22 protein-coding genes are annotated in these 21021 nt (G+C 51.2%); 13 read left to right on the top strand and 9 right to left on the bottom strand.

The features are described from left to right. Positions 1-159: 159 nt before the first annotated feature. The 6 genes from ACFSUF_RS08075 to ACFSUF_RS08050 are packed head-to-tail and all read left to right on the top strand — an operon-like array spanning position 160 to position 5768. Positions 160-987 (top strand): BKACE family enzyme, encoded by an 828-nt coding sequence (locus ACFSUF_RS08075; RefSeq protein ID WP_377601896.1) that lies wholly within the window; start codon positions 160-162, stop codon positions 985-987. Next, entirely contained in the window at positions 984-1907 is a 924-nt protein-coding gene (locus ACFSUF_RS08070; protein WP_377601895.1) for a UDP-3-O-(3-hydroxymyristoyl)glucosamine N-acyltransferase, read from the top strand. The genes ACFSUF_RS08075 and ACFSUF_RS08070 overlap by 4 nt, the downstream gene beginning before the upstream one ends. Beyond that, complete coding sequence (locus ACFSUF_RS08065; RefSeq protein ID WP_377601893.1) at positions 1900-3144, top strand: glycosyltransferase family 2 protein; 1245 nt, start codon at positions 1900-1902, stop codon at positions 3142-3144. The genes ACFSUF_RS08070 and ACFSUF_RS08065 overlap by 8 nt, the downstream gene beginning before the upstream one ends. Positions 3145-3173: 29 nt before the next feature. Then, on the top strand, positions 3174-3857 hold the full coding sequence (locus ACFSUF_RS08060) for a PIG-L deacetylase family protein (RefSeq protein ID WP_377601891.1): 684 nt from the start codon (positions 3174-3176) through the stop codon (positions 3855-3857). Positions 3858-3867: 10 nt separating this feature from the next. Beyond that, positions 3868-4665 carry a glycosyltransferase gene (locus ACFSUF_RS08055; RefSeq protein WP_377601889.1) on the top strand — a complete coding sequence of 266 codons (798 nt, stop codon included), beginning with the start codon at positions 3868-3870 and terminating at the stop codon, positions 4663-4665. A 17-nt stretch (positions 4666-4682) separates the two neighbouring features. Next, positions 4683-5768 carry a phosphotransferase gene (locus tag ACFSUF_RS08050; RefSeq protein WP_377601887.1) on the top strand — a complete coding sequence of 362 codons (1086 nt, stop codon included), beginning with the start codon at positions 4683-4685 and terminating at the stop codon, positions 5766-5768. Positions 5769-5847: 79 nt separating this feature from the next. Here the strand turns inward: ACFSUF_RS08050 and ACFSUF_RS08045 are convergent, their stop codons facing one another. Further along, on the bottom strand, positions 5848-6543 hold the full coding sequence (locus ACFSUF_RS08045) for a glycosyltransferase (RefSeq protein WP_377601885.1): 696 nt from the start codon (positions 6541-6543) through the stop codon (positions 5848-5850). Between the two features lie 159 nt (positions 6544-6702). On the opposite strand from ACFSUF_RS08045, the gene ACFSUF_RS08040 reads away from it, so the two are divergent. From ACFSUF_RS08040 to ACFSUF_RS08010, 7 genes are all read left to right on the top strand, one after another. Further along, on the top strand, positions 6703-7704 hold the full coding sequence (locus ACFSUF_RS08040) for a sugar phosphate nucleotidyltransferase (protein WP_377601883.1): 1002 nt from the start codon (positions 6703-6705) through the stop codon (positions 7702-7704). Beyond that, positions 7704-8771, top strand: coding sequence for a phosphotransferase (locus ACFSUF_RS08035; RefSeq protein WP_377601881.1), 1068 nt, complete (start codon positions 7704-7706; stop codon positions 8769-8771). Before ACFSUF_RS08040 ends, ACFSUF_RS08035 begins: the two co-directional genes overlap by 1 nt. A 71-nt stretch (positions 8772-8842) precedes the next feature. After that, positions 8843-9919, top strand: coding sequence for a phosphotransferase (locus tag ACFSUF_RS08030; protein ID WP_377601879.1), 1077 nt, complete (start codon positions 8843-8845; stop codon positions 9917-9919). Between the two features lie 37 nt (positions 9920-9956). Next, positions 9957-11669 (top strand): HAD-IIIC family phosphatase, encoded by a 1713-nt coding sequence (locus tag ACFSUF_RS08025; protein ID WP_377601877.1) that lies wholly within the window; start codon positions 9957-9959, stop codon positions 11667-11669. Continuing rightward, complete coding sequence (locus ACFSUF_RS08020) at positions 11666-11899, top strand: phosphopantetheine-binding protein (RefSeq protein ID WP_377601875.1); 234 nt, start codon at positions 11666-11668, stop codon at positions 11897-11899. The genes ACFSUF_RS08025 and ACFSUF_RS08020 overlap by 4 nt, the downstream gene beginning before the upstream one ends. Continuing rightward, a complete protein-coding gene (locus ACFSUF_RS08015) occupies positions 11896-12474 on the top strand; it encodes a GNAT family N-acetyltransferase (RefSeq protein ID WP_377601873.1) in 579 nt (192 codons plus the stop codon). Before ACFSUF_RS08020 ends, ACFSUF_RS08015 begins: the two co-directional genes overlap by 4 nt. Before the next feature lie 5 nt (positions 12475-12479). Continuing rightward, complete coding sequence (locus ACFSUF_RS08010) at positions 12480-12887, top strand: VOC family protein (protein ID WP_377601872.1); 408 nt, start codon at positions 12480-12482, stop codon at positions 12885-12887. 58 nt (positions 12888-12945) lie between these two features. Here the strand turns inward: ACFSUF_RS08010 and ACFSUF_RS08005 are convergent, their stop codons facing one another. The 8 genes from ACFSUF_RS08005 to ACFSUF_RS07970 form a co-directional block, all read right to left on the bottom strand. Continuing rightward, positions 12946-14082 carry a DegT/DnrJ/EryC1/StrS family aminotransferase gene (locus tag ACFSUF_RS08005; protein WP_377601870.1) on the bottom strand — a complete coding sequence of 379 codons (1137 nt, stop codon included), beginning with the start codon at positions 14080-14082 and terminating at the stop codon, positions 12946-12948. 27 nt (positions 14083-14109) lie between these two features. Then, positions 14110-15123, bottom strand: a complete 1014-nt coding sequence (locus ACFSUF_RS08000; protein WP_377601869.1) for a glycosyltransferase family protein — start codon at positions 15121-15123, stop codon at positions 14110-14112. Between the two features lie 20 nt (positions 15124-15143). Next, entirely contained in the window at positions 15144-16349 is a 1206-nt protein-coding gene (locus ACFSUF_RS07995) for a glycosyltransferase family 1 protein (RefSeq protein ID WP_377601867.1), read from the bottom strand. 3 nt (positions 16350-16352) lie between these two features. Continuing rightward, positions 16353-16607, bottom strand: a complete 255-nt coding sequence (locus ACFSUF_RS07990) for a hypothetical protein (protein ID WP_377601865.1) — start codon at positions 16605-16607, stop codon at positions 16353-16355. 17 nt (positions 16608-16624) lie between these two features. Next, on the bottom strand, positions 16625-17953 hold the full coding sequence (locus ACFSUF_RS07985; RefSeq protein ID WP_377601863.1) for a glycosyltransferase family 2 protein: 1329 nt from the start codon (positions 17951-17953) through the stop codon (positions 16625-16627). Between the two features lie 39 nt (positions 17954-17992). Beyond that, on the bottom strand, positions 17993-19030 hold the full coding sequence (locus tag ACFSUF_RS07980) for a GT-D fold domain-containing protein (protein WP_377601861.1): 1038 nt from the start codon (positions 19028-19030) through the stop codon (positions 17993-17995). Between the two features lie 74 nt (positions 19031-19104). Beyond that, on the bottom strand, positions 19105-20229 hold the full coding sequence (locus ACFSUF_RS07975) for a CgeB family protein (protein WP_377601860.1): 1125 nt from the start codon (positions 20227-20229) through the stop codon (positions 19105-19107). A gap of 35 nt (positions 20230-20264) precedes the next feature. After that, entirely contained in the window at positions 20265-21005 is a 741-nt protein-coding gene (locus ACFSUF_RS07970) for a sugar phosphate nucleotidyltransferase (RefSeq protein WP_377601858.1), read from the bottom strand. Positions 21006-21021: the final 16 nt, after the last annotated feature.

Below are 21021 nucleotides of genomic sequence, written 5' to 3'. Positions count from 1 at the left end.
TAGTTTACTGAAGCGGCATGTCTCTAGTAATTCTATGATTTGACATAGAGAAACGGCACGGCAAAGACTATTATTCTTTCGTCCGCAGTTACCCGTTTCGTCTGCTAACCTATCAACATATGATTGAAAGAACCCTATCTGAATTATTGAGGTGAGAGGATGCAAAAAGTTGTGATTACGGCGGCAGTTACCGGAGGTGTAACCACCCGGGAACAAAACCCGAATTTGCCCATAACCCCGGTTGAGATCGCCCAGTCAGTATACGAATGCTGGAATGCAGGCGCTTCGATCGCACATATCCATGCCCGTGAAACGGACGGGACCCCGAGCCAGCGAGTGGAACTGTATCAGGAAATCGTCACGCGGATCAGAGAGCGCTGTGATATCCTTATCAACTTAACTACGACCGGATGGGGCCAATCCAGCGGTGAGGAGGACAGATGGAAGCCGCTGCAGTGCAGACCGGAAATCGCCACGTTCACGCCGGGTTCGATGAACCGGAAGAACGGGGTCATGCTTAATTCGCCCGTCTTTGTCCGCAAGCTGGCACAAAAAATTCTGGAAGCCGATGCCATGCCTGAGATTGAAATCTTCGATTTCGGCATGATCAACCAGGCGGTTAAAATCGCCAAGGAAGGTCTGCTGCGTTCACCGCTGCACTTTCAGTTTGTGTTGGGAGTAGACGGAGGAATCCCGGCGTCGGCCAAAAACCTGCTGCATCTGTCGGAGAGCATCCCTTCCGAAAGCACCTGGTCCGTTGCGGCTGTAGGAAGGCACCAGCTGCCGATGAACCTGCTTGGGATTATGCTGGGCGGCCATATCCGAACCGGCTTTGAAGATAATGTCTACATGAACTACGGCAAATTAGCCGTTAGCAATGCCCAGCTGGTGGAACGGCTCGCTACTTATTCCGCGGAATTAGGCAGAGAAGTAGCCTCCCCTTCGGAAGCGAGAAGCATATTAAAGATTGGAGGAGCCACCCAATGAACATCAAGCTGAAGCTTAGCGACGTGCTGCTGTTCCTGGAGAGCAAAGGGATCCTTTGTAGGCTGACCAGTGGACCGAGACAGGCCGGAACCGTCCTTTCGGGCTTCTCCTCGATTTATGATACAAAGCCGGGCACGTTAACCTGGATGACAGCTCAGGATCTGGATTGGTCCACCGTGCAAGCAGCGGCCGTAATCTGTTCCCATAAGGCCGTAGTGCCGGAGGGAACAGGCATCCCGTTCATCGCTGTGGAACACCCCAAACATGCTTTTGCGTTGGTGATGCAGGAGTATGTCCCAAAAACCGCGGCCGCAGGGATTTCACCCACCGCTGTCATCGGCGAGCATTGTACGATTGGAAAGAACGTGCACATCGGACATTATACTGTGCTTGGGGACCGGGTTGCGATCGGAGACAACACCCGGATCGAAAGCCATGTCACGATACATGACCGTGTATCCGTCGGCTCAGGGTGTACGATCCACAGCGGGGTTGTGATCGGTACCGACGGATTTGGCTATGAGACCGGCACGGACGGCACCGCTTTTAAAATTCCTCATGTCGGCGGCGTAAGAATTCAGGACGGTGTGGAGATCGGCAGCAATTCCTGCATTGCCAGAGGGGTACTGTCGGATACGGTCATCGGAAACCATACGAAAATCGGGAACTTAACTCACATTTCTCATAATGTGTCCATCGGGGAGCATACCATGATCACCCATCTTGCCCATATCGGCGGCAGCCTCACCGTCGGGAATCATTGCTGGATCGGGCCCGGTTCGGTTTACAAGCAGGGCCTTACCGTCGGTGATCACTCTCTCACAGGGCTTGGAGCCGTCGTCATCCGGGACGTCCTGCCTTCGGATGTAGTAGCAGGCGTACCCGCCAAACCCTTGAAGAAGACGAAAGCCGATGAGTAAAAAATTAAAGAACAAGTTTAAAGTCAGCATCATCATTCCCTCATATAATCGCTTTCCCCTGAATCGCAACACACTGTATGCCCTGGCGCGGCAGAAGTTTCCCATGCAGGACATGGAGGTGATCTTCATAGACGATACCTCTACGGACCTTACCTCCTTACTGCAGCACCGTCGCTACCCGTTTGCTTTCCGCTACATTAGAAATAAACGAAAAGCAGGCGTCGCCGCTTCGCGGAATATTGGAATCCGGGCAGCCAGAGGGGAGGTTGTTCTGTTTCTGGATGCGGAAATGGTCGTCGGGCCCAATTATGTAAGGATTCATTACGCCCGCCACCGCAGGAGTAATAAAGATCTTGTCGTTTTAGGGGTGAATAGAGCCAAGTTATATACGCATCTATTTAGGGGTTTTTACTCGAATCAAGTCCAGGAGATCGTAAAGCTGTCCCGCCGGTCCCCATCCAAATGGAACGGTCTGTACTCTAAACTTCGGGGCGATGTCAGCCGCAGCAGCCTTCAGGCTTACCTTAAGGGCCTGCGCAAACCGGTCCGTTTGATAGGTAAGCTTGGCCTTCAGGACATTTCACGCCTGCACGCCTGCTCTACACCGAAAAATCGGGACATTAATTTGGCCCGATACGTTAGGCGGCATCCGGACAGCCGGTTAGCCTGGCAGTTATGCCTTGGCTCCAACCATTCCGTCAAAAGGAGCCTGTTGGAGCGTACTGGAGGCTACGATGAAAAATTTCAAGGCTGGGGACTGGAAGATAATGAGTTTGCCTACCGCCTGTACAAAGCGGGTGCGGTCTTTACTGTGGATACCCGTTTATACCGCTTTCATCAGGAACACCCCATTGCTGCCGACAAACGATCTCACTGGAGAGAGAACAAGCGGCTGTTTAAAGACAAACATCCGGGCATCGATTTGTATTCTGTGACTATGCACAAAATAGACGCCGGGGATTTCGCCTTTATTGATCATGTACTTGCCGAATATCACTCGCTGGAAAAGCAGAACCCCGGTAACTATAAAGCCTTCCGGACCGCCATTCTGCAGCTTCTGGGACAAACGGAACAATTAAGGTCCGCCCGTCGTCCGATTCAAGGCCTGTTGAAATGTACGGGCATCAGGAGGGACCGCAAGCGGAAACGGCTCATTTACTCACAGCGTAAAACTTTGGCGGCTAACGGGGGTTACGGCCACCTGATCCGGTTGTTCGACATGCTTGCCAAACGGTAATGACTTCAAACGGGAAGAAGGGCGGATACATGCTGGAAAGTGGAAATGAAAGAATACTGATCTTCGTTCCGCATGCCGATGACGAGGTGCTGGGCTGCGGCGGATTAATTGAGAAAGCCTGCCGGCACGGCAATGAAGTAAAGGTTGTTTTGGCTTCCGTGGGCAATGCTTTCTTTTGGCATCGGGAACAGCCGCTCAGCCCCCAAGCGCGCAAACAGGAATTTATGGAGGCCCTGCACTATCTCGGCTGCCAAAACATGGAGATCATGTTCGATGATAAGGAAAATGTGTTGGATACAGTGCCCCGCAAGGAATTAATAACAAAGATCGACACCTGCTTAGACCAGTTTAAGCCTACTATGGTTTTTATTCCGTATCCGAGCTATCATCAGGACCATCAAGCGTTATTTGAAGCATGCATGGCAGGATTGCGCCCTGTCCCTGACCGCAGGTACAACCTCATCGCCATGTATGAATACCCTCTGATCGTGTGGCAATACCCTAAGCTGAATGATGTAGGCGAATTATATCTGGATATCAGCGATACGATTGATAAGAAGGTGGAAGCGCTGCGGAAGCATCAATCACAGTTGAGAGAGGCCCGCCACCTCATTTCCCCGGAATCCGTGATGCAATGGGCTGCGAAGCGGGGTATGGAGTCAGGTATGGCTTATGCCGAGAAATACCACTTACTGAAAGCTATGCTGTTATAGGGGGAAGGGCATGAAAACTTACCTGACTGCATTGACGACGGATTCTTATTTGCCGGGCGTTCTTGCGCTTCATAAATCGCTGCTGAAGACGAAACCGAAGTATGGCTTCAGGGTTCTGGTAACGGAAAATGTATCCGGTGCATGCCTGAGTAAGCTAAAACGGCACAGAATTGATGTTATGAAAATAAAACGCCTGCCTTCCATGCGCGAGAAGGCCTCGGAAAGTGAGAACCGAAAGAGAAATAACTTCAGTAAAATTCTCATGTTTCAATTAACGGAATTTGAAAAAATCGTCTATTTGGACAGCGATATGATGGTCATGCGGAATATCGACCACTTGTTCCACAAGCCGCATATGTCCGCTGTCCCCGCCGGATCCTTGTATCCGCGCTACCGGCACTGGACCGAATTGAATTCAGGATTGCTGATCGTGAAGCCCGAGAAAGGCCTAACCGAAGCGATCATGGCCCATCTCCCCAAGAAGGTCCATCATAATTACGGTGACCAGAAGCTGTTAATCGCCCATTATCCCCAGTGGTCCCCTAAAAATCCGAGGCTGCACTTAGATCACAAGTACAACATGATCATAGGTACAATTGATTTTCACATCCGGAAGCATGGATATAACGTCAACTATCATTCCCCGGACCGCAGAACGGTGGCTGTCGTCCATTTCATCGGCCCAAAGCCGTGGCTGCAAACGAGAAAAGAACAGACGGATACCATCCGCAGTTATAGGAGGAAAGACAAACACTCGGATGCAGATATGTTGGCGAAATATCAGGAACTGCTGCGCAGCTTCCGATAGAACAAGGAGGGATCCGCATGGCTGCAGATCCGGCAATAACGGAAAAACTGATCCGAAGAAAATGGCGGAAACTGGGTTTATCCGCTGATTTTCACGGTTTTGGCGGCGACGTTGCCTTAGCCGGAACGAGAATGCAATGTTTGAAAGATTCCTACAAAACGAGCATTTGGCGTTTAAAAATTAGAGCGGGAAATACCAAACATACCGTCATCCTCAAAGTGTTCAAATCGTATTCCCGCAAAAAGCGCCCCGGAAACATTACGGAACTGAATATGTACCGTAAAGCTAGGCCCCTCCTCAAAGGCGCCATGCCAAAAATATACAGCACACACCGTAAAGTAAACGGGGATGACCGCTGGGTCTTCATGGAGTATATCCGCCAGCTGGAAGGAAACATTGACTATACTCCGGAACAGTTTAGCCGCATTATACCTGCTCTTGCGAAAATGCACGCACGTACCTATGAGGATAAATTCAATAAACAACTCGACACATTTGTGCCATGGCTGCCCAGATACAACTCCAGGACGATGGGGAGAAACCGGAAGGAACTTCAAAAGTCCACCTTATTGTACCTTGACGAAGCTATGAAAAGGCCGGATCTGCGGGAAGTGCTTTCCCCTTCCTATAAAAAACTCCGGAGAATTCTGCGCAAGGGCCCCGATTATTTCCCGGAAGTGGTCGAAGCAGGGCAAAGCATAATCCACTGCGACCTTTCTGCAAGAAATATCGGCTGCAATAATGTAAAAGATGCCGTCTGGGATATCAAATTACTGGACTGGGAAAGCGCCAAATATGCCCCATGCTGGTTCGACGTTATTCACCTGGCCGGCATTTATCTGGGCTACCGGCAGGAATATGCGAAGCAGGAAGAAGCCATCATCCGCAAATGCGCACTTCATTACGCCAAGGAAATGAAGAAGCATGGAATTACGTTTAAAACCGATCCTGTGAAGTTATACAAAATGGCCTATTTGCAGCTGATTTTGGAACGGTTTCTGTACCATCAGCTCAGCTGGGAGATTCACGGAAGAAAAGAAGGGAAACTTCTGCGCTATTTTCTGCGAAAAATCGAGGAGTGGGGTCCGGAATTGGGGCTTTAGCGCCAAGCCGGCCTTCATAAAACAAGCGATCCAAGCCTGTTTCGGCCGGATCGCTTGTTTATTTTCGTAGTAACCGTTGTTACATCCGCTTGCTGGCATAAGGCCTGTAATCGTCCGTACGGCGGATCAGCCTGCATCTCTTCATGTATTTTTCGGTCGCTGTCTTCTGAGTATGACTGCCGGTATCCGCTCTTCGGACACAAACGTAATTGTACCGGGACACGGAATAGAGCTTGTAACCTGCCAGCTTGCAGTGTCTCAGGAACGAGGCGTCGCTGCCGCGGACCCGTTTCTCCGAGAACTTCACATGCTCCCAGACGGATTTCCGGAACACCAGCGTACCTCCCATCAGCTTGCCTGAAACGTACTCCCGCTCCTTCCCTCCTCGGAACAGCATCAACGCCTTCTCTTTCTCGAAATATACAAAGCCCGAATGCTTACCTATAATCCTTGCTTTGCCCCTGTCCAGCGCCCGAACCGATTCTTTCAAGAAATCCGGCCCATAATAGTCGTCATCGTCAAATTTAGCGATCAACCTGTGTTTCGCCTTGCGGATACCGAAATTCAGGCATTTTCCGAGGTTATATTTCTCATCCACATGATAAACTCTTACATTCGGGTAATATTTGGCTTTTCTTCTCCATCTCCTCATATTGATATCGTTATTGTTTATGACAAGAATCAATTCCTTTTCCACGTCTCTCTGCCGTTCATAGTTGCGGAAGATGTTTCTCATAAACTCGGGCCTCATGGTGCAAGCGACGATAGATACCAATTCGTAGCCAACTCCTTCTTCTATAACTGTGTTCTTATAATATATGTGCCGTTATTTCCACAGGAACGGCGCTTACAGCAGTAAGTATGTCTATACCAAAAGGATCTATCCGCCATAGATTGGTTAAAGAGAGAATTCCACCTGTAAAGGAGCTGCCCTATGAAAGGTCTTATCCTCTGTGCCGGCAAAGGCACCCGGCTTTACCCGATTACCCTTTCATATCCCAAAACCCTCCTGCCCGTCGCAAATGTTCCTTTATTGCAGAATTGCATTGATAAACTAGCGGAACTGGAGATCACCGAAATTGGAATCGTGATTCATCCCTCGCAGCAGCCGATGATTGAAGAAGTGCTCGGCTCCGGAAGCTTGATGGGTATCAATCTGCAATACATCTACCAGCACGAACCCAAGGGGATTTCAGATGCGGTTCACAAGGCGCAGCCTTTCATTGGCGGGGACGCGTTTGTACTTCTTCTTGGCGACAATCTCATACGTCAGCCTCTTTCCGTATTAAAGGAAAGTTTGATGGTTCACGGGCACGATGCTTCGCTGCTTCTTGCCGAAGTTACCAGTCCCGGCGATTTCGGAATTGCTGAGGTGCAGAACGGCCGGATCGTCGGACTGGAGGAAAAACCGGCTCAGCCGAAATCTAACCTGGCAGTGGTAGGGGCATATGCTTTCAAGTCTTCTATTTTTGAGGCGGTTACTTCCATTGCGCCTTCCCGGAGAGGTGAGCTGGAGATCACGGATGCCATCCAGTGGCTTATTGATCAGAGGTACTCCGTTGCCTATGACCTGTGCCGAAAGGGAAGCATTGATGTCGGTACCTTCGGACGGTGGCTGGAGGCCAACCGGTGGCTGCTTGACGAACAATCCGAACCCGTTACGATACATGAAACGGCTGTCGTACAAAACTGCCGGTTCATCCCGCCGGTAACTGTCGGACATGGTTGTTTCCTAAAGGACTCTATCATCGGGCCCTATGTTTCCGTCAGTTCCGGAGCCATGATTGAACAATGCCACCTGGAAAACAGCATCGTTCTGCATCAAGCCCGCCTGCAGCATCTTCCCGGGACCATCAGAAACCAGTTTATCGGATTTAAAGCTGCGTTGGCCGGCATACCAACCGAAAGGAGTGCAACGAAAGGAGATAAGATGTAATGGGCGATCGGGAGAGCATCATACGCACTTGCCGCAGAATGAGGATCGAACGGAAGCTATCCGCCTACTTTCATAAAAGGGTGACCTTGGCCGAAGGAGATATACGCTGCCTGAAAGATACCCAGAAAAGCCAAGTTTGGCGGCTGGGCATCCGCAAAGACGGAAAAGCGGGCTATATCGTGCTGAAGATCATCAAGCCGCTTCCTTTCACCAGGGAAAAAAGCCTGGTCGAGATCAACATGTACCGGAAGGCCAAACCCGTCCTGAACCGGTTCATGCCGGACGTGTATTATACCGAGTCGCTCGTAAACGGAGGGGAATTTTGGGCCTTTATGCAGTATGTGCGCCCCACCTCCAAAAGAAAGCGGATAAGCATTCATGAATTAGAGACCGTGATGAAAAATTTAGCCCAGTTTCACAGCCTAACCTATAACAGGCGGTTTTCCCGCCACCGACGCAGGTTTGAAGGATGGCTGCCCTTTCACTATTCGTCCGACCAAAAACAGCTCAGGCTTGTCACAATGCAAAAAACGCTGGCTTATTTGGATCAAGCCATGCAGAGGCCTGATCTTCACTCTATTCTCGCTCCGCATTATTCCTTTCTTGAGGGACAGCTCAGGAAGGGACCGGATTTTTTCCGCAGGCTGAAACGCGCGGGGCAAAGTGTCGTGCATCAGGACCTAATCTCACTAAATATTAGTTTTACCGGCTCCTCCTCACAACAAGTCGCATTTATCGACTGGGAAAGCGCTAAATTCGCTCCCTGCTGGTTCGATGTGGTGCATGCCGTCCGCATGTATATCATGGAACATCCCGAGTGGGAGAACAGGGAAGCTCAGCTTGCGGAACGGTGCGCACGCACCTATGCCAGAGCGATGAAGCGCCTCGGGATCCGGTTCGGGTCCCCCGCTGTAACTTTATATAAAATGGCTTCCGTTCAAATGATTTTGCAGCATTACCTGTATTTGTTTTTGCGAAGGGCAATGAAAGGAAGGCAACCGGCCCCGGATTTGGTGAGAGATTTACAAAAACTCAATATTTGGGGCCAACAATTGGGCTTGCATTAGACGGATGTGCTTCTTTCCCCCTCACTCCTCGGGTCCTTCTGCATAAAATATAGGACGAAGGAGTGAGGTGAATGGCCGGAAAGACCATCAACGGCAGTACGATTATCCACTTTTGGAACGAACATCAACTCTCGAAGCACATCGAATCGGCCTTCGGCAAAGAGGCGGAACTGAATCGGCGGGGAATGAAATGCTTTAAGGATTCCTTCAAAAGCAGCATATGGAAGCTGAATCTCCTTACGAAAAAAGGCCCCTCTTCGATTATCCTGAAAGTCTTCAAATCGTACGACCGGGAAAAGAATGCCGTAGAGCTGAATATGTACAGCAAGGCCCGAAAAGCTTTCGGTGACTTTATGCCCGAAATCTATCATGCCGAATACAGTAAGGAAAGCAAAAATGTCTGGGTCCTGATGGAAACCATTCAGTCCCTGGAAAGCCAGGTGGTTTACACTCCGCATCATTTTGACCAAATCATCCCCGCTCTGGCCAAGATGCATGCCCGTATGCACGGACACCGTTTTTACGAACACCGGGATGTGTTCGCGGGGTGGTTGCCCGAATATCATTCCGAAGAAAAGATCCAACGGAGGAATGAAATCAAGGAACTCACCTTGGCGTATTTGGAAAAGGCGATGAACCGTCCCGACCTGAATGCCGTCCTGGCTCCCTCCTATTCTCAGATACAGCGAATCATACGGAAAGGCCCCCACTATTTTCCGGAGCTTCTGGAGGCGGGGCAAAGCATCTGCCACAGCGACCTGCAAGCGCTGAACATCGGATGCAACAACATCAAAGACGCCCGATGGAATGTAAAGTTTCTCGATTGGGAAGGGGCCCGCTACGACCCCTGCTGGTTCGATCTGGTCAGCCTGGTTGGCGTTTTTCTATCTTACCGGGATGACTGGAGGAAAGACGAGACTGCCATCGTAGCCCGTTGTGCCCGGCTTTATGCCGATGAAATGCGCAAATACGGCATTGTCTTTAAGCAGGACCCCGTTACGCTTTATACAATGGCGGAGATGCAGTTGATCCTTGAAAAAAATCTGTACCTGCAGCTGTATTGGGAAGTGGAAGGTGTAAAAAGAGGATACCTGCTGCGCGGATATATGGAAAAGATCAACAAGGCAGGCAAACAAATGGGACTCTGATAACACTTCCTGCATTGAACAGAAAGGAACGAATCGGATGAGCAAAGATGTAACGACCTTTCATACTTTCAATCTTCTGCTCGGAAAGCTGCCTGCGAGAAAGCATCTGCTCAGGCTCCCCGCATTTCCAATAGACCGCAAAATTCATATCCGGGTGGAGCGTACGCTTCCTTTTGAATTTATCAGCAGTGTCCTTCCCCCCTTCATGGGGTTGTGGGGCTGCGGATATACAATCAGCTATTCCGACTATGACCCCAGCCTTTCCCGCATGACGTCCTCAGCAAATGCGGATGTTTATTTGTTGTGGATGGATTGGCGGGTGTATCGGAAAGCCATGACGGCGGAGCAAGCCGCCGATTGGCTGAGGGACAGGATTCAAGTACTGAGAAAGTCTACCGACAGACCCGTCTTAATAAATACCTGGCTGGAAGAAAACGAGGCCTCGGATGTGCTGTGGAGTCCGCAAATGAGCGGCCGGGGCTGGGTCAGGGAACTGAATCTGCGTCTTGGCGCCCTGGCCGGCGACCTTCCCGGATGTGCGCTGATTGATTTGGCCAGCGTCGCCGGGGATACGGACGGGGCATTTTACGATGGCAGGAACGATAAGCTGAGCAACTACCCGTTCTCCGATCAGGCTTCGGTATCCATTGCCCGTCATTTGGGAGTGCATCTTTTCCCAGCCGTTCTCGCCCCGCGCTTAAAGGCGCTCGCGCTGGATCTGGACGATACGTTATATAAAGGTGTACTTGGGGAGGACGGCATCGAGGGCGTGAAGCTGACGGAAGGACATGAGAGGCTGCAGCGGCTTCTGCTGCAGCTGAAGGAATCCGGCCTGCTGCTTACGTTATGCAGCCGCAACGAAGAAGCCGATGTGAGAGCATTGTTCGAAGCGCGCAAGGACTTCCCTTTGAGCTGGAACGATTTCGCCGCTGTGCAGGCCAACTGGAAGCCGAAGGAACACAATATCCGGTCGTTAGCGAAAACTTTGAATATCGACCCGTCGGCTTTTCTGTTTATCGACGATAACCCGGCGGAGCTCCTTAAAGTATCCCGGGCTTTGCCTCAGGTAAAACTGCTGCCCGCCGATGAAGACGGCATGGCTACTTTTCTTCGTCTCTGCCACTATCCGGGTCTCTATCAGCTTCGCGCGGATGCAACGGCTTCGGTAAGAACCGCCGATATTCAAGCTAATCAGGTACGAGAAACCCTCAAGAGTAATGCAGAAAACTTTCATTCTTATTTAGAAAGCCTGCAGATGGTCATCCGGCTTGGCAGAAATCGTCCGGATCATAAGAAAAGGCTTCATGAATTAAGCCACAAAACCAATCAATTTAATATGGCATTACAGAGGTACAGCGAACAGGCGGTTGACCGGTTTCTGGAGACGCCGGAGCATTCCGTATTTACGGTACAGCTGGAAGACGCCTTGACGGACAGCGGCGTTGTAGGCGCCTTTGTCTGCCGCTTGAAAGACGGAACGGCGGATATATCCGAAATCCTGTTCAGCTGCCGGGCGCTGGGAAGAGAAGTGGAAACTGTCTCCTTCGCGTATGTATTGAAACAGCTGGTTCAGCAAGGGGCGGAACAAATTCGCATTGCCGTTAAGGAAGGCCCGCGAAACCGCCCCGCGCGGGAGTGGCTGGCCCGTTTCACGGCGAAAGGCGAATCGTCCTTTCCTGCTGCGGCACTGCTGCAGCGGGTAGAAGCATCTTGTTCCCAACATCCTGCTAGAGTGGAGGAAATGCGATGACACACGATATTCGTGCCCGCGCCGCTGACGTGCTTTCGGAGGCGCTGGGCACTTCCTTATCTGCAGAAGAGAATCCCCAGCGCCATCAACTGGACGCTTGGGATTCCCTGAAGCATATGGAATTAATTCTCCTGCTGGAAGAGGAATTTAATGTCCGGTTCAGCATGGAGCAGGCTGTAAATCTAAACAGTCTCGATGACATTGTAAACATCCTCGGAGAGCTGCAATGAATCACAACATCACTGCAGCGAAGTTTGGCGTAACAATAAGGCCTGTTTCCATGGAGGATGCGGAATTCATACACAAACTCCGGCGGGATCCGGTACTGTCTGAACATATCGGTGAAGTGGATGAGCGATTGTCCGTACATGCCTCGTGGATGGAGAGATATTTTGAAAGGGACGGAGACTATTATTTCTGCATTGCATTAGACGGAGACGGAGAAACTCCCGTTGGTACGATCGCCCTTTATGATGTGGCGGACGGGTCTGCCGAATGGGGCCGATGGATCATGAAGCCGTCCGTGCCCGCGGCTGCGGCCAGCGCCTGGCTGGTATATCACGTTGCATTCGATGTCCTCGGTTTACACAGCGTATACTGCCGCAGTGTTTCGGATAACAAGCATGTGCTCTCCTTCCATGACCGGTCCGGATTACGACGTACGGGCATCGAGCGCAACGGCCTCTGCATCCGCGGAGCATGGAAAGACATGGTAGTTCATACGGCATTACGTTCCGACTGGAGTGCGATCCAGAAAAATTTAGAACCGGCTGCCCAATTGGCGATGCGGTTCCTGCAAAGGTGACACCTATGAATAATGGAACGCTGGACCTCCGATTTCATCATGTCGGTTTAGCCTGCCGGAGGCTGGAGGCGGAGCGAAAAGCACATGAATTGCTCGGCTATGTGGCGGAAGGAGAGACTTTTGTAGATCCCGTTCAACGCATCCGGGGCCTGTTTATGACCAACGGGGGAATGCGCATCGAGCTGCTTGAACCTGCCGCTTCCCCCTCCCCTGTAGATGAGATTCTGCAGCGCGGTCAGAAGATGTACCATCAGGGCTTTCTATGCAGCGATATTCGGGCGGCCGTCGCCTATCTGGAGCAGAACGGAGCAAGGGTCATTTCCCCTCCTGTTCCGGCTGTCGCATTCGGCGGTAAGGAGATTTCGTTTCTGATGCTCCGGACTTTGATGATTGTGGAATTGATTGAGAGGTGAAATAAACAAAGAAGATGGCCCCGTCCTTTGGGGCCATCTTCTTTGTTTATCGGTGAGGTTAAGCCTTAAAAGCTTTCAATGTTTGAATGATGCGCTCCTGATCCGCTTCCGTTATGTTCGGGTGGATCGGCAGCGTCAAAATCCGTTTCCAGATTTCCGAAGTAACCGGCACCACAGTCTTGATATCATTGTAGCAAGGATGCATATGGCAAGGATAATAATGCACACCGGTTGCGATGTTATGCTCCTGCATATGGCCGATTAGACGGTCCCGAAGCCGTTCCTCCGGAAGCTTGATCTGATATAGATGCCAAGAGCTCTTAGCGTACGGTTTCTCCTTCGGCAGTTCGCTTATCCAAGAAATGTCCTTCAGTTCTTCGCCGTACCTTTCCGCAATTTCCCGCCTCCTGCCGTTCAGCTGAGACAGCTTCTTGAGTTGAACAAGGCCCATAGCTGCCTGCATGTCGCTCATGTGGTATTTGTACCCTACTTTATCCACAAAGTACTGCCAGGCATAAACGCGTTCCGTCGAGGAGCGGATCCATGTATCCTTAGATATGCCTACCCAGCGTTTCTCCCGGAACTTTCTGGCCATCCATTCCGCATTGCAGGTGATGGCTCCGCCCTCGCCGGTGGTCAAGTTTTTCACGGCATGAAAGCTGAAGCAAGTCAGATCGCTTACGGAGCCGATCGGTTTCCCTTTATATTCCGCACCGCAGGCATGGGCTGCATCTTCCACTACCTTGATGCCCTTGGCGTTAGCCAAAGCATGAATCGCATCCATATCGCAGGGATGGCCGCCCATGTGTACCGCTAGAATCGCTTTGGTTTTATCCGTAATTTTCCGCTCTATATCAGCTGGGGATAAATTCATCGTATCCGGCTCAATATCGGCAAAGACCGGTGTTGCCCCTACATAACTGACTGCATGTATGGTCGAGATAAAGGTCATCGACGGGACGATAACTTCGTCTCCCGGGCCTACTCCTAATGCCTCCATGGCCAGATGAAGTGCAGCTGTGCCTGAATTCAGGGCTACGGAGAAGCGGCTTCCCGCAAACGAGGCGAACTCCTTCTCGAACTGCTCCGTCTTAGGTCCGATGCCAAGCCAACCGGAACGCATCACTTCCGCTACCGCGTCAATCTCTTCCTGCCCGATACAGGGCTGCAGAACAGGAATCAGTTTGTTATCCATTGTCCACTACGTCCCTTACGTTTATTTTTAAACGCCTAGAACCAGTTTATGCCACTGCTCAGCACAGCGTGCGATACTGTAATGCTTTCTTGCGTACTCACCGGCATTAAGCCTGATCTTTCTTCTCAACTCCGCGTCTTCGATTAACTGTTCCATGCATGAAGCCCAGCTGTCCGGGTTCGATGCTGCGTACATGCCGGTTTCCCGGTGGATTACGCCGTCCCTGTAAGCCGGAGTGGCACTGTAAATTCCGGGAACGGAACAAGCGGCATATTCCCTGAATTTATTGTTGGTCTTGCAGTCGTCAAACAAAGTATGTTCCAGCGGCGCAAGCCCGATATCCCATGAAGCCTGCTTAAACCGCTTAAGAAATGATCTGTAGTTCGGATCGCCTTCAATATAAGTCACTCGATGATGACTCTTCAGTGCGGAAGGAATATACCCCATGAACTCCACCCTTACACGACCCCGGTACTTCTCCAAAATACGGAGTATAGCCGGAACGACCGGGGAAAATGCCGAATCCTTGCTTCCGCCTTCATAACCGATGACGATGGTGTTGTCTGTGCGCTGGCGCGCTTCTAATTTATCTACGTAGGAAAAATCAACACTAGCCGGAAAATACACGGCATTCCGGTTGAAATGGGTGCGGATATGCTGGCTGAAAAAAGAGGAGTCCACTTTTACCACATCCGCTTTCCTCAGAAATTCGGTATACAGCCTTCGTATTTCGGGATCTGCATACCGTTTTCCTAAGCTCGCCTTCATGGGGATAGCCAGAAAGTGGTCATCAATGAAATACACGGTTTTCTTGCCCAGCTCCTTGGCCCACATGAGGCAGTCCAGAGAACGCTGCTTTACAGTACGGAATAAAATGACGACATCAAATTTCGAGATGGTTTCTTTCGTTACTTCCCAATCCCATTTCGTTTCAAAGCGGTAGTCCTTTTCTTTTTCAAGCAAAAGGAACGGCTGCCTGATTCCGATCTGATATGAAGGAGTATACGCGTTTCCGATGATCAGAACATTTCTTCTGCCCAACGATGTACCTCCTCTCCGGTTTAGGTATAAAAAATGAGTTCGTTCCAACGGTCGGCACAAGAATCCACCCGAAAATGTTCGCGCGATAATTCGGCCGCCTTGCTTTTGATCGTTGCCCGCATAGCAGGATTCTCAATCAGCTGTTTTATCCCCGCGAACCAAGAATCCTCTGTATGCAGCGGCAGCAAGTACCCGGTCTCTCCGTGCTTAATCCATTCCGTGTAGAGCGGCAGGGCCGAATAGATTCCGGCAATCCCGCAAGCGGAGTAATCCCTGAATTTATTGTTTGTTTTGCTGTTATTAAACGGTGTGTCGGCCAGCGGCGCCAGTCCGATATCCCACCCCCGCTGGTAAAGCTTTAGAAGAAACTGCTTGTAATCCGTCTCCATCGGGAGGAACGAAACGTTGCTGGACTCCGGAATGCCGGCGGGAGCAAAGCCGAAAAATTCCAGCCTGACGAATCCGCCGTAATAATCCAAAATCCGTTGCAAAGCGGGCACGACAGGGGCAAACGTTTCTTCCTTATATCCTCCCGCATAACCGATTACTATAGCGGCTGAATCTTTCTGCGGTGCGGATGCCTGATCCAAAAGCGCAAAATTTACACTAGCCGGGAAATAGATCACATTCGGATTAAAATGAGTCCGGATATAGTCGGCGAAGTACGTAGCGTCCACTTTTATCATTTGGGAATGCTTCAGAAATTTGCGGAACGTCTCCCTGCGGGATTCATCTTGGTAATACACCCCAATCGGCGTAGTGGCGGGAATATCCAGGAAGTTATCGTCGATCACATAAACGGTACGCTTGCCCATTTCATGAGCCCATTCCAAGTACCGGTAAGCGGCCGGCTCTACGTTGCGCAAAAATACGACGACGTCCGCCGCGGCAATATCTTCCCGGGTAACCTCTTCTTCCAGCTTCACCTTATATGCGAACCCGCCCCGGTTGCTTAATTCCTCAAAAGGCTGGATGATCCCGATATTTAACGAAGCAATATAGCCTGAGGCGATCACCAGGGCGTTCTTGAGCGCAGCCGTTGCAACGATTCCCGGAGATTCCGCTTTAGATCCTTGTTCGAACCCTGCCTGCAGGCCGTCTCCCCAGCCCTTGGCATAGCCGTCGATCCGCCCCTGTTGATAACCGGCCGCGCTGGAACTCCTCGCTTTGCTGCTCAGGGGCGGCTTACGCCTGAATATGCTCCTCTTCCGGTTTTTCACGACCATAGGTCATTCTCCCTTATAAGCTTCTTGTTGTCCTTTTTCCAGCCCTTCCGCATACCCGGAGTTGTATCCCTCGTTATATGCCTCGTCAAATCCTGCATTATAGGCTGTATTGTAGGCGCTGCGAAAAACCCTGACCCCCGTTCGCTTCGTGACGCCCTTCGCCCGTTTCCCGATTGTTTTTCTGCGGAGCTTCAGCCTGGTTTTCGTGTTTCGAACCCGCGCAGCTGATAAGGACCTGCGTCTTTTGCTTACTGCCATGCTCGGATCACCTCACACTATAAATTGTCAGCCTTTAAAACCGGAGGCGCAATGATGGGGAGGCCTTGCGGAAAGCCCGCCAAGTCTTTATCCTGTATTTCCGTCCTGTTGTACTCATGAAAGTTCCAGGAAGCCAGGGCATGCCCGTTCACAATCCAGCGAAGGGTGCCTCCTTCCAAGCGATAGCACCGGCCGTCCGGCGCACTTGCGATAGTTCCTTCCCTCATCTGCTGATCAGGATGCTGCAAATCCGCTAGTTTTGTGTGCAGTTCCTCAAGCGACACCGTTCCTGTCAGCGGCCAACTCCTCAAATCGGGCCGGGATATACGGGTCGCTGCGTAATCGGCCGGACCGCCTTCAATTTGGTACCTCAATCCGCCCTCGATCCAATAAGCTGCCGAATCCGGTCCCCGGACTGCGACACGGTCCGGATACAAATCAATCGTACGAAGCGTATGGTCAGAGAGGATGCGGTCAAGGACGAATTGGGGCTCCCCCCATTTACTGATGTAAAACATCATGTTCTTCTCATACACTTCCTGGAACCTGGATTGAAGTGTTTTCATGCTTACGCTGCCATAGTGGTGTATGAAAGCATCCCTTGCAATAACAAGCTTCAATCCCAGCATCCGGAGGCGGAGGCCATAGTCGTCATCCTCACAATTGCCGATTTCAAATCCTTCATCAAAGTATCCCAGCCGATGAAACACATCCCGGGTCATAAGCATGCAAAAACCGGTCATCCGGGCGGTTACCGTCCATCGCGCCGGGTCGGACACATTGTTCTCCGCTGCATACCGCTGCATCTCTTCTACCGACCGGTAAGACGTATCGACCAGTTGTTCTCCGCTGATATAATTGGTAACAGGACCTACAATACCCGCTCCGGGATATTCATGCAGGCATCTCATGAGATTGGACAGCCAGTTGGCGGTAACCACCGTATCATTATTTAAAAGCAGCAGGGTAGATCCTCTGGCCATTTGCAGTCCCTGGTTTACCGCACCTGCGAATCCCAAATTATGTCCGACCGCCCGATATCTCAGGTTTCCCCCGCCAACCGATTGAAGGTAAGGCACGGTACCGTCCGTCGATCCGTTGTCGACAACAATGATTTCATAAGGCTGCGGAGTAAAGGCACGGATGCTCTCTATGCATTCCTGCAGGAACCCTTGCTGGTTGTATGTCGGAATGATAATGCTGGTACCTTCGAACAGCCTGCCCCCCGCTTCCCAGCCTTGATTAAAGCCTTCGTCAAAGCCTTTATTGAAACCCGCCCCATAGCCTGCCTGATATCCTAGCCTGGAACGCAGTCCGGCCGGTCTTTTGCGCGGCTGTGCTTTCAAATGGAATCACCTTCTCCCTTTTCCTCCAGTAACAAGGTTCTACAGCGGAGCTTCCCCTTTGATCATCGAATCCGCTAGATGCCCGAAGTCGATAGCGACTTTTCCCATCTGCCCGGCGATTCTCTGCGAGATGACGACTGCGGGAATCCCTGCGCCTACCAAAGCAAGGTCGAAGTCGTGCCGATGGATCTCTTCCATGACTCTGGGAATGTCGAACATCCCATGCACAGGGGACACGGCACCCGCCACATGAACCCCGCTGCTGCCGAGGAACCGGGATAACGGTTCTGCGGAATTCCCTACAGTGAGCACACGGCGTCCCGCCAAAATCGTACGGAAAAAGCCTTCCAGATATAAAGAGTAATTGATAGTGGAAAGCGTCAGCGCCATGTCCCTGTATTCCATTCCGTGAGCCTTCAAGACTGCAAAGGCCAACGGTTGAAAATAAGGGAGCCTGATCTTGGGGATGCCGACAATATCCGCCAGCTTGACGGAAGCCAGAAGCTGGTCACGCGATGCAAGATCCGGCACCTGCACACCTGCATATGCAAGAAAGGAGCCTGCACTTTGCACCTCTTCAACGGGCATTACCGTTTCCTGAGCCAGCGTAAGCAATTCTCCATCCCCCAGCCGCACAACAGACAGCGGGGCTTTCGCCTCCAGTGCCTGCAAGATCCGTTCTGCCACCTCCGGCGCTCCCATGACCCGGTGCTGCAGCGGTCGCAGCTGTTCGATGCCTGCCGCCAGTATTTGGGTGACATGGACCTCAGGAAGAAGGTCCAGATCAGGCAGGATCGAATCTACAATGCCGTCGCCGCCTGCGTAAAACCCTCTTCGAAAACCCTCGTCATACCTTTGATTTTCATCATGTGCAGAAGATCCGCCGAGCTCCAGCAAAGCCCGGTTATATCCTGTATCATACCCCTTGTCATAAGCGGCTGAGGTTTGCTGCGCCGCAGCTGCTGCGCTGATTCTCTTTCCCAATGGCTTTCTTGCTGCCGCTTTTCGATTGGACCTCGACCGGTAACGGGTCCGGCTTCTCCGTACGGCCGTCTTTGGCGCTGCAGCACGAGGCATGATGATCCCCCCATCCAGTGCTTAACCTATCATATTCGTGTCAAGTCCCCAGGAAACGGGGACAGCCAACTAATTTATCGATTTGTCGGAAAAATAACCGACAGCATTTCATACAGCCTTTTCTTGTACGTATGATCCTTCATCGTCCTTCGCAAGCCGTGTAGTGCAATTTCCTGCCGTTCCTCTTCATGAGTCAAATAATAGTCGATTTTCTGCATCAGCTCTTCGGGAGTCGTATATGAGGCTATTTCAACACCGGGTGTAAATACGCTCGCCATATCCCCCCGGAGATCGGCAAGCTGCAGCGTACCGCAGCCCGCAATCTCGAACGTTCTTGGATTTACCGAAACAGCCCCGATATTCCGCCCGTTCCGGTTAATCTCCGAATCTTCCGAAGATCGGTGCAGGTTGATTACAATCTTGGCGCCGTTGTAATAATTTGCCGTTTCCTCAGCGCTCATCCAATCACCTAAACGGATACTTCCGCTTAACTTGGAATAATTCTGCAGACGGTCCCACCACCAGCCCGAAATGAGAACTTTTCTGCCGGAGAATACAGGATAGATCCGGTCGATCCACGATACCCGGTTCCAATACGCCGTTCCGATGAAACAAATATCGGTATGATAGGATGTATCTACCCGCTTGGGACGGAAGGTTTCCGGATCCAGTCCGAACGGCAGATAGTGAACATGGCGGCAGCCGAGCTCCTGATAAAAAGGAACGCAGTTTAATTCCAAGGTGAAGACATAGTCATAGTTCGGTGCAATGGAAACCGTCCAATCGGTATAATAAGGATCGTCGGTAAACCAGATGGCCGTAACGATGCCTTTATCTCTTAAGCTTCGAAGCTGCTCCGCAGGCAGTACCACTCCATTAATGGCCAGCACCAGGTCCGGCCTGTTCTGCTCCGCCCGACCGGCAATGTCCTCTGAAGGGCTGATGACCTCAAGCCCGCTTACCAAGCCTTGCAATGCTTTGATAATTGCGTGATCTATAGCCGGGTAAGGCACTCCGATTCCTGTAGTAACATAAAGGACTTTGCGGTCGAGAAGAGGAAAAGCCCCGTTCCTGGCCAGCGCTTCGCCGAGCGCAGCGTCGCATTGGCCGTCGAAATATCCCCGCTGCCAGCCTCTCATGCGCCCGTCTTCCAACCCCTTTGCCCTCCCTTGGGCAGCTGTGGTCCCGCTTCCGTTCAACGGACCGTTCCTCCTAACCACTTGAATCACCTCCATTACTCGTCTTTCTTCCCTTGATCCCCTTTGCCTTTAGCTAACCTGCTGCCGGCTTCCAGCAGAGAGGCATGTGTTCCCGCGTCGGTCCACCAGCCTTTCAGCAAGTTGTATGACAGGCGGGAAGATGCGGCATACACGTTGTTCACGTCTGTAATTTCCAATTCTCCGCGGCTGGACGGCTTAATTTGCTGAATGATGTCAAAAACGCCGAAATCGTACATATAAATTCCTGTGACGCAATAATTAGACTTAGGGACAGTCGGCTTCTCCTCAATCCAGATGATCTTATCTTCCAGCAGGATAGGAACCCCGTATCTTCTCGGATCCGCCACCTCTTTAAGCAGCACTTTCGCGCCTTCTTCCTGCTTAGCGAAATCGGCTGCGAACTCCTTGATGGAGTCTTCAAACAGATTGTCGCCCAGCAGGACGACGAATTTATCGCCCGGATAGACAAATCCCTTGGCCAAATTCAAGGCCTCCGCGATGCCTCCGGCCTCTTCCTGAATTCTGTAAGTGAGACGGACGCCCCACTCTTTTCCTCCGCCCAGGAACTCCGTATACAGCCCTGCCGATTGCTTTCCCATGACGATCAGAATGTCTTCTATTCCCGCTTCCTTTAATTTCTCGACCCCATAATAAATCATCGGGTATTTCCATACGGGAAGCAGATGCTTGTTAACGATTTTCGTCAACGGGTAAAGTCGGGTACCTGTTCCCCCGGCAAGAATAATACCTTTCATCCCGGAACCACCTTTC

This window comes from Paenibacillus gansuensis, assembly GCF_042684925.1.
Taxonomy (GTDB): Bacteria; Bacillota; Bacilli; order Paenibacillales; family DY6; genus Paenibacillus_N; species Paenibacillus_N gansuensis.
Note: the sequence above shows the minus strand (reverse complement) of the source record. Positions and strands in the feature narration are given on the sequence as shown.